Here is a 10,244-nt window from a genome sequence, read left to right as displayed (position 1 = left end):
ATGTACATATGTTAGTAAGTATTCCACCAAGGATAAGTGTTTCAAGTTTCATGGGTTATTTAAAAGGTAAAAGTGCACTCATGATGTTTGACAAACACGCCAATCTCAAGTACAAGTTTGGGAATCGGCATTTCTGGGCAGAAGGTTATTATGTGAGCACAGTAGGGCTTAATGAAGCCACAATTAAGAAATATATTCAAGATTAAAGAAATGATCCAGTGGATGATTTCTTCACGAGTATGGAAATTTGAGAGCGAGTAAAGCATGATATAGCACTAGATAAATTAAGTGTAAAAGAATATGAGGCTCCCTTTAGGGATAGTGGTAAGTAATACTAAAGCCTCTTTATACTCTTCGAAAATCTCTTCAAACCACGTCAACGTTGCCTTGCCGTATATATGTGACTGACTTCGTCAGTCTTATCTACAACCTCAAAACAGTGTTTTGAGCAACCTGCGGCTAGTTTCCTAGTTTGCTCTTTGATTTTTATTGAGTATTAAGAGGCAAGTGACGAGTCAAGAGCAATAAGGATTGAACAACGTGAAAGCCAGCGTCTTTAGGCGCTGGCTGGTGATTTGGGCTTATAGCCCTGGTTCAAACCACCTATTTGACGGGTGGTCATGATTCTAAACGACCATCTTGACGGGTGGTCATGATTCTAAACGACCATCTTGACGATAGGCGATATCTGGTTGCCAAGTCCATTTGGCACCGAATTTTTCAAGTAAGTCAAAGCTTGCTTGAGGTCCCATGCTTCCAGCTTTATAGTCATGAAGTGGGGCACCATTTTCAGCCCAGAGTTCTTCGATACGGTCAATCAATTTCCATGACGCACTAACCTCATCCCAGTGGCTAAAGTTAGTTGAGTTATTATTTAAGACATCATAGATCAATTTTTCGTATGGTTCTGGAGAAGCACCAGTTGCGGTCGCATCTGTACGGTAATCAAGTGAGTTAGGAGCCAAGTTGAATTCTTCTCCTACTTGCTTCCCATTTAGGCTAAGAGAGAAACCTTCTGTTGGTTGGATATAGATGGTCAAAATGTTTGGAGCAAGTGGTTCTCCAAAGATAGAGTCCATTTGTTTAAAGACGATGTTGACATGAGTTCCTTTTTCAGTCAGACGTTTACCAGTACGGAAGAAGAATGGAACACCACGGAAGCGATCGCTGTCTACAAAGAAGGCACCAGATGCAAAGGTTTCAGTTGTTGATTCTGGATTTACATTTGGCTCGCTACGATAAGAAATGTATTTCATGCCATCAATCTTACCAGAACGGTATTGACCGCGGATAAAGTGTTCTTTAAGCTCTGCCTCCGTTGGATGATAGAGATTTTTAAAGACCTTAATCTTTTCAGCACGAATCTCGTCTTTAGTGAAGCTGGCTGGCTTGTCCATGGCGAGGAGCGAAAGCAGTTGCAAAGTATGGTTTTGTACCATGTCGCGGAGGGCACCAGATTGGTCATAGTAGCCACCACGTTCTTCTACACCCAAGCGCTCTGCAAAGGTAATTTGAACATTGTCGATAAAGTCCTTGTTCCAGACATTTTCAAAAATCAAGTTTGCAAAGCGAACTGCAAAGATACTTTGGATCATTTCCTTACCAAGATAATGGTCAATACGGAAAATTTGTTCTTCGTCAAATGTCGCTAGGAGTTCATCATTTAACTTGCTTGCAGTTGCGTAATCTGTACCAAATGGCTTCTCAACGATTAAACGTTCAAAACCTTTACCATCTACAATGCTTTCAGACTTGAGGTGCTTAGCAATAGTTCCAAAGAACTGAGGAGCCATAGACAAGAAGAAGAGCTTGTTGTGTTCAGCTTGGTACTTGTCATTTAGTTCAGCCTGCAATTGACGCAAAGCAATGTAGTGTTCTGTATCATTGACATCATGACTTTGATAGTAGAAGTGGCTAGCGAACTCTTGAGCCTGTTCGGTACTATCTGCCAAATCAAGGATAGATTCGACTACTACAGATTCAAAATATTCCTTGCTCCAAGGACGACGTGCAGTTCCAATGACGGCAAAGTGCTCGGAAAGATTGCCGGATTTATATAGTCTAAAAAGGGAAGGGTAGAGCTTGCGTTTAGCCAGGTCTCCACTCGCACCGAAAATTGTAACAATAACCTTAGATGACATCTAGCTACCTAATTTCTATTTTTATTCCTAGTCTTGCTAGGTATGAGGAAACCTCATTCATAAACTTAATTCTAACATAATTTTCCGAAAAATCAAAAAATCCAATACGAGATAGAAAAAAACTGCAAGGAAATCCTCACAGTTTGAGTTTAGACGTTTAAGACCTTGTCCAAGAAATCTTTCAGACGTGGGTGTTGCGGGTTATCAAAGATTTGGTCAGGTGTTCCGTCTTCAAGGAACTCACCATCTGCAGTAAAGATAACGCGGTTGGCAACCTGACGAGCAAACCCCATCTCATGGGTTACGATAATCATGGTCATGCCTTGTTTAGCCAAGTCTTTCATAACGTTTAGTACGTCTCCGACCATTTCAGGGTCAAGGGCAGAAGTTGGTTCATCAAAGAGCATGATGTCTGGATTCATTGCTAGTCCACGAGCGATGGCCACACGTTGTTTTTGACCACCTGATAGGCTATCTGGGGTGGCATTAGCTTTATCTGCTAGTCCAACCTTTTCAAGCAACTCCATTCCCAATTTCTCAGCTTCTTCCTTGGTCATCAACTTGTGCTCAATAGGAGCAAAGGTGATGTTGTCCAAAACAGACATGTGTGGGAAGAGGTTGAAGTGTTGGAACACCATCCCGATATTTTCACGGACGTGGTCAACGTTAGTTGTTTTTTCAGTTAAGTCATAACCGTTCACAGTGATGTGACCGCTCGTAACTTCTTCTAGAAGATTAAGGCTACGAAGGAAGGTTGATTTACCAGAACCTGAAGGACCGATGATACAAACAACATCTCCTTCATAGAACTTAGTCGTAATTCCTTTTAAAACTTCATTTTTTCCGTAGTTTTTGTGTAAATCATTTACATCAATTTTTAATTTTGCCATTAACGAATCCTCTTTTCTAAGCGTTTCGCTAGTCTAGTCAAAAGTGTGATAATTACAAGATAGAAGATAGCAAGGATTGCATACATCTTGAAACTTTGGTAGTTACGGGCAATGATAATCTTACCAGTTTGGAAGAGTTCAACCAAACCGATAGCAGATACGATGGTTGTATCTTTAAGTGCGATAACGAATTGGTTAACAAAGTTTGGCAACATCAATTTAGTTGCTTGTGGCAAGATAATCTTACGCATGGTTTTTCCATAAGAGATCCCCAAGCTTCGGCTGGCTTCCATTTGTCCAACTGGAACGGCCTGAATACCACCACGAACGATTTCAGCGATATAAGCAGCTGCATTGAGAGATAGGGCAATAGTACCAGCTACAAAGTCGTTAATTGGACTTTGTTGGCCTGTGATGGACTCGATGAAGTTTGGAATTCCCCAGAAGATGAAGGCTGCAAGAATCATCAATGGAATACCACGAATAACGTCAACGAAAATCTCAGAGATGACGCGAAGAGATTTGTATGGGCTAACGCTAAACATACCGAAGATAATCCCAATGACAATGGCAATAGCAAATGAGATAAGAGCTAGAGCAAGAGTGATTCCAAGACCACTAAGGAGTTGTTTGTAGTTGTTTTGGAGCAAGCCCCAGATAGTTGTTTCATCAACAGTGCTTGTTGAAGCGGTTGAAGATTCGCTAGCTAGGTATTTGTCAAGAATCTTTTGGAATTCACCGTTTGCTTTAAGGTTTGCAAGTCCGTTATTGAACATTTCAATCAATTCTGGATTTGCTCCTTTTTTAACAGCAAAGGCTGTTTCACCGATTGGAGTTCCAGCGATTGGAGTTTTCAATTTTTGACCTTGGCTGATAGAATATTTGAGAACAGGCTCATCATCCATAACGGCGTCAATGGCACCAGTGTTTAAACTGTCATACATTGATGAACCATCAGCGAAGGTTTTGATTTTGTAACCGTATTTGCTTTGATTTTCTGTTAGGAAGGTTTGAGAAGCAGTTCCGTTTTTAACACCGACTGTCTTTCCTTTCAAATCTTCATAAGAAGCAATGGTACTTGATTCTTTGACACCAAGGATAGTATTGGCAGTGTAGTATGATTCTGAGAAGTCAAAAGTTGCCTTACGAGCATCTGTGACAGACATACCAGCAATGATACCATCTGCTTGACCAGCTTGGACAGCGTTGATAGCGGCATCGAAACCAGGGTTGATGATTTCAATTTCAAAACCTTGGTCTTTAGCGATGGCCTTAATCAATTCCATATCAATACCAGTAAATTGATTGTTTGAATTTTGGAACACAAAAGGTGCAAAAGAAGAATCGCTGGCAATGATGTATTTAGCTTTAACAGGAATAGCTTTTAAGCCTGCAAGAGTAGTTGTAGTTGGCACTGCTGAAGATGATGAAGCAGTCCATTTCTTGATGATTTTATCAAGACTACCATCTTTTTTCATTTCAGCCAAGGCTTGGTTAAATTCAGTAACCAGGTGCTCGTATTTGCTTCCTTTTTTAACACCGAAAGCAAAGCTACCTACAGCCTCACCATCCATTTCAATATGGAGGTCTTGACCTTGGTTGATGGCATACTCGATAACAGGTTTATCATCCATCATAGCGTCGATGGCACCAGCACTTAAGCTGTTGTTCATCAAATCACCAGTGTCAAATGTTTTAATGGTAAAGCCGTATTTGTCCTTAATACTTTCAAGGAAACGTTGAGCGGCAGTTCCATTTTTAACACCAACAGTTTTACCTTTTAATTGGTCATACTGACTAATCTTGTGTGCCTTTGTAGTTGCAATGACAACTTTTGTATCATAGTAAGTATCAGACATGGTGAAAACTTTTTCACGTTCTTTAGTCTTTGTCATCCCTGCCATGATAGCGTCAGCTTGACCAGCTTGAACCGCATTGACCGCTGCGTCAAATCCAGGATAGGACATCTGAATGTTCCATCCTTTAATCTCAGCCACTTTGTTGATAATGTCAACATCAATTCCTTTATAAGTTTGATCTGAATCTTTAAACTCAAAAGGTGCATAGGCGGTATCAGAAACAATCTTAATCGTTTCTGCCTTCACAATACCTAATGAGAAAATTGGGAATAAAATTAGCAAAAATGCTAGAAATTTTTTCTTCATTTTTAGTCTCCTTTTCCGAATATTTTCCCATTATATCAGAAAAAGTAAAAAAAGGCAAATTTTTTATATTTTTGTGTCAGAAAATGTAACATAGGTTATTTCTTTTCTTTCTTGAATTGCTACTATAAAGTGCTATAATAATAGTATATAATAGAAAAGAGGACAAGGATATGAAGAACAAAAGAATCTTAAAAGACTTTGAAACTTCAAAAATGAGTTTAAACATTTACACAAGCCCCTTGTTAGCCTTTGCTTTTGTCTTCATAGGAGAGTTTGTGGCTTATACTTTATATGGTATTAGTTTGTTAGCTCTCATCGGACTTGCTAGAAATTTTGGAGAGACTGGTCAAAATCTTGCAAGCTACTTGCAGACCTTGCAGCAGAGCTTGATGGATAAAACAAGTGACTTTCGTTTAATTTTAGAATTGCTGGCCTTTGGTTTTGTTCTTAACACTGTGTTTAGATGGACTAGAAAAGTTGAGAAAAGACCTATTCGAACTTTAGGATTTTATAGAGAGAATTTCCTCAGCAATCTTCTGAAAGGATTTGGCCTAGGCCTGGCACTTTTTCTTCTGACCTTGTTAGTTTTAGTAGCCTTAGGGCAATATCGTTTGGAGTCCATTCGATTGAATCCTTATTCACTTACTTTTGTTGTCTTTACTATCCCATTTTGGATTTTACAGGGGACAACAGAAGAAGTGGTGGCCCGTGTTTGGCTCCTTCCTCAATTGGCCTCAAGAACCAATCTAAAACTAGCTGTTCTTATATCTAGCCTATTCTTTACCCTGCTCCATATGGGCAATTCTGGTCTCACCCCTCTATCTCTAGTGAATCTCTTCTTATTCGGAGTTGCCATGTCACTTTACCTTCTCAAAACAGATACAGTTTGGGGTGTAGCAGGTATTCATGGCGCCTGGAATTTTGCTCAGGGAAATCTCTTTGGGATTTTAGTTAGTGGTCAACCATCAGGAACGTCGCTGATGACCTTTTTACCACAAGGCAATCAAGGCTGGCTATCAGGTGGTTCTTTTGGGATAGAAGGTTCTATCATGACAAGTTTAGTCTTGTTACTTTTGATTTTCTATCTCGCTCATCAATTAAAGAAAGAAAATGAAAGGATGTGACTTCGGTCCGTCCTTTTCTTCGTGAAAATGCTACAAGTATGCTAAAATAGGAATAGCACATGGAGAGAGGATTCTTATGATTAACCGCATTACTGACAATCAATTTAAACTAGTATCAAAATATCAACCATCAGGAGACCAACCACAAGCTATCGAGCAGCTGGTAGATAATATTGAGGGGGGAGAAAAAGCTCAGATTCTGATGGGGGCGACTGGTACAGGGAAGACCTATACCATGAGTCAGGTCATTTCCAAAGTCAATAAACCCACTCTGGTCATTGCCCACAATAAAACTCTAGCAGGCCAGCTCTATGGGGAGTTTAAGGAATTTTTCCCTGAAAATGCTGTTGAGTATTTTGTTTCCTACTATGACTATTATCAACCAGAGGCCTATGTCCCTTCTAGTGATACCTATATTGAAAAGGATAGCTCTGTCAATGACGAGATTGACAAGCTCCGCCACTCAGCGACTTCAGCTCTTTTGGAGCGTAATGATGTCATCGTCGTGGCTTCTGTTTCTTGTATCTATGGTTTGGGTTCGCCCAAGGAATACGCTGATAGTGTCGTTAGTCTGCGGCCAGGTCTGGAAATTTCTCGTGATAAACTCTTGAATGACCTGGTTGATATTCAGTTTGAGCGGAATGACATTGATTTCCAACGGGGAAGATTTCGTGTGCGTGGGGATGTGGTGGAGATTTTTCCAGCTTCTCGTGATGAACATGCCTTTCGAGTAGAATTTTTTGGTGATGAGATTGACCGAATCCGTGAGGTTGAGGCCCTGACTGGTCAGGTATTGGGAGAAGTGGATCATTTGGCGATTTTCCCAGCTACTCACTTTGTGACCAATGACGACCACATGGAAGTTGCTATTGCTAAAATTCAGGCAGAGTTGGAGGCGCAGTTAGCAGTCTTTGAGAAGGAAGGCAAATTACTTGAAGCTCAGCGTTTGAAGCAGCGGACAGAGTATGATATCGAAATGCTGCGTGAGATGGGCTATACCAATGGTGTCGAAAACTACTCACGTCATATGGATGGACGGAGCGAAGGTGAGCCTCCTTATACCCTTCTCGACTTTTTCCCGGATGATTTCTTAATCATGATTGACGAGAGCCACATGACCATGGGGCAGATCAAGGGCATGTACAATGGAGACCGCTCTCGTAAGGAAATGCTGGTCAATTATGGTTTCCGTTTGCCGTCTGCCTTGGACAATCGTCCTCTCCGTCGTGAAGAATTTGAAAGCCATGTGCACCAGATTGTTTACGTTTCAGCGACACCAGGCGACTATGAAAATGAACAGACAGAGACCGTGATTGAGCAAATCATTCGTCCGACAGGTCTTTTGGATCCTGAGGTGGAAGTCCGTCCGACTATGGGACAGATTGATGACCTTTTGGGTGAAATTAATGCTCGTGTTGAAAAAAATGAACGAACCTTTATTACAACCTTGACCAAGAAGATGGCAGAAGACTTGACCGACTACTTCAAGGAAATGGGTATCAAGGTCAAGTACATGCACTCGGATATCAAGACCTTGGAACGGACGGAGATTATCCGTGATCTGCGCTTGGGTGTCTTTGATGTCTTGGTCGGAATCAACTTGCTCCGTGAAGGGATTGACGTACCTGAAGTGAGTCTCGTAGCTATTCTCGATGCTGACAAGGAAGGTTTCCTTCGTAACGAGCGTGGTCTCATCCAGACCATTGGACGTGCTGCCCGTAACAGTGAAGGCCATGTCATCATGTATGCTGACACGGTTACCCAGTCTATGCAACGTGCTATCGATGAAACTGCCCGCCGTCGGAAAATCCAGATGGCTTATAATGAAGAGCATGGTATCGTTCCACAAACCATTAAGAAAGAAATCCGAGACCTGATTGCCGTAACCAAGGCGGTTGCTAAGGAAGAGGACAAGGAAGTCGATATCAACAGCCTCAACAAGCAAGAGCGCAAAGAACTAGTCAAGAAACTGGAAAAACAAATGCAAGAAGCTGTCGAAGTGCTTGACTTTGAACTGGCAGCTCAGATTCGTGATATGATGCTGGAAGTCAAGGCGTTGGGGTAGGAAAGAAAGGAAAAAGATGAACTATAAAGATGAATTTTATGGTTTTTATAGAGAACCATTTAATAAAGAAAATATGACAAGTGAGAATACAATCATTGTGTTTGATACTAACTCATTGCTTAATGTATTTAGATTTACACCAGAAGCATCAAAAGAATATTTTGAGATAATTCAAAGTATACAAGATAAAATTTATATTCCATATCTTGTAGCTTTAGAATTCCACTTTCATAAATCAGAAACGTTGTTATTGAATGAGATAAATGTAACAAAATTCAAAAATAATTTCAGTAAGAATTGGAATAAGCTGAAGTCGGAAGCAGCAAAAACACTATTTTCTAGTCTCTCGTATAGAAATGATATAGATAAAAAAGAATTGAATGCTTATTTGTCAGATTTATTAAACTCAGAAGATCTTAATATAGAAAATAAATTAGTTGAGAAGATTTCCTCAATAAGTGAGAATCAAACTAATATTTTTAATGCATTGGTTGAAATTATGCACAGTAAAACAGGAGAGAGATATACTCAAGATATGATTACAAAAATTGAAAAGGAAGGAGAAGAAAGATATAAAAATGGGATACCACCTGGTTTTAATGATGCTAATAAAAAATTATCAAGAAGTTATAATGGTATAAAATACCAACAAAAGTTTGGAGATTTAATTATTTGGAAGGATATAATTAACAAAGCAAAGGAAGATAGAATTAAACATGTCATTTTTGTAACCTCTGATGGAAAACGGGATAGTAAAACTGATTTAAACTATAAAGTTTGTGTTGGAAATGATGGAAATGGTAAGAAGAAATATCAGATTATTGGTCCAAGGATTGAACTTATTGAGGAAATGAAAAATGAGACTGGAGCAGATTTTTATTTAATGGATGAACTGGAATTTATGAAACAATTCTCACAAGAGGAAGTATCATCTCAAGTAGCAAAATCTATTAGTGATACACTACTAGATTTTGCTAAAATAGTATCAACTTCTCTAAATGATAGTACAGTAAGATCTTTAGTAAAATCGCCTTCTCAGTCAATAAGTAGTAAATCATCTGTAATTAAAAGAAGAAAAGTCACAGATGTTTCTGAATTATTAAAAATTGTAGAAAATGATTATGAAATTAGTGATGTAATAGAGGAATACTTAAAAAGTGAACTTCCAAACATGAATTTTGAAAATTCGTATGGTAGTATAGGTTGGGGAGAATTTGAATATGTAACTATTACAGAAGTGAGGATTGAAGAATACACAATTGAAGATGACTTTTATAAAATTAAGTGTACAGTAAATATTGATGTGAATATAGACTTTGGTATTGTTACTAAGAGCCCTTTCTACGAAGAACCTGGAGATGCCGAATTTGAATATGAGTCATCGGAATTAGATGCTACTTTTGAAATATCATTTATTTATGACTTAGATTATGACACTTTTGATGATATAGAAATAAATGATTTCAATATTTAATTTTTTTAGAAAGTGAGTAAATTTATGTCTCGAGCACAATTAACAATTTTAACAAACATTTGTCTGATTGAAGACCTCGAAACGCAGCGCGTGGTGATGCAGTATCGCGCTCCTGAAACCAATCGCTGGTCTGGTTATGCCTTTCCAGGAGGTCATATAGAAAATGGCGAGTCTTTCGCAGAGTCTGTCATTCGTGAAATCTATGAAGAGACAGGATTGACTATCCAAAATCCTCAACTTGTCGGCATTAAAAATTGGCCACTAGATACAGGTGGGCGCTATATTGTCGTTTGTTATAAGGCGACTGAGTTCTCTGGTACTCTTCGCTCTTCAGAAGAAGGAGAAGTTTCTTGGGTGCAAAAAGACCAGATTCCAAACTTGGATC

General features: G+C 39.3%; 7 protein-coding genes and 1 pseudogene. 5 read left to right on the top strand and 3 right to left on the bottom strand.

All coding sequences use genetic code 11. The features are described 5' to 3' along the window. Positions 1–332, top strand: a pseudogene (tnpA, locus tag RYL77_RS08995) (IS200/IS605 family transposase); the annotation flags it as partial. 318 nt (positions 333–650) lie between these two features. Here tnpA and zwf read toward each other — a convergent pair. From zwf to RYL77_RS08320, 3 genes are all read right to left on the bottom strand, one after another. After that, positions 651–2,141, bottom strand: a complete 1,491-nt coding sequence (zwf, locus tag RYL77_RS08330) for a glucose-6-phosphate dehydrogenase (protein ID WP_315010941.1) — start codon at positions 2,139–2,141, stop codon at positions 651–653. A 149-nt stretch (positions 2,142–2,290) separates the two neighbouring features. Then, the gene (locus RYL77_RS08325; protein ID WP_315010940.1) at positions 2,291–3,031 is read right to left on the bottom strand and encodes an amino acid ABC transporter ATP-binding protein; all 741 of its coding nucleotides are present in this window, start codon (positions 3,029–3,031) and stop codon (positions 2,291–2,293) included. Continuing rightward, a complete protein-coding gene (locus RYL77_RS08320) occupies positions 3,031–5,196 on the bottom strand; it encodes an ABC transporter substrate-binding protein/permease (RefSeq protein ID WP_315010939.1) in 2,166 nt (721 codons plus the stop codon). The genes RYL77_RS08325 and RYL77_RS08320 overlap by 1 nt, the downstream gene beginning before the upstream one ends. A gap of 170 nt (positions 5,197–5,366) precedes the next feature. On the opposite strand from RYL77_RS08320, the gene RYL77_RS08315 reads away from it, so the two are divergent. The 4 genes from RYL77_RS08315 to RYL77_RS08300 form a co-directional block, all read left to right on the top strand. Continuing rightward, positions 5,367–6,320 (top strand): CPBP family intramembrane glutamic endopeptidase, encoded by a 954-nt coding sequence (locus tag RYL77_RS08315; protein WP_315010938.1) that lies wholly within the window; start codon positions 5,367–5,369, stop codon positions 6,318–6,320. A gap of 76 nt (positions 6,321–6,396) precedes the next feature. Further along, positions 6,397–8,385 (top strand): excinuclease ABC subunit UvrB, encoded by a 1,989-nt coding sequence (uvrB, locus tag RYL77_RS08310; RefSeq protein ID WP_261026362.1) that lies wholly within the window; start codon positions 6,397–6,399, stop codon positions 8,383–8,385. Positions 8,386–8,401: 16 nt separating this feature from the next. Further along, positions 8,402–9,859 carry a PIN-like domain-containing protein gene (locus RYL77_RS08305; protein WP_315010937.1) on the top strand — a complete coding sequence of 486 codons (1,458 nt, stop codon included), beginning with the start codon at positions 8,402–8,404 and terminating at the stop codon, positions 9,857–9,859. A 24-nt stretch (positions 9,860–9,883) separates the two neighbouring features. Further along, positions 9,884–10,244 (top strand): 8-oxo-dGTP diphosphatase (locus RYL77_RS08300; RefSeq protein ID WP_315010936.1); only part of this gene is annotated, 361 nt, incomplete at its 3' end.

The sequence above is a fragment of the uncultured Streptococcus sp. genome, assembly GCF_963516515.1.
Taxonomy (GTDB): domain Bacteria; phylum Bacillota; class Bacilli; order Lactobacillales; family Streptococcaceae; genus Streptococcus.
The sequence above is the reverse complement of the archived record's forward strand: the minus strand, read 5'-3'. Positions and strand labels throughout refer to the sequence as shown.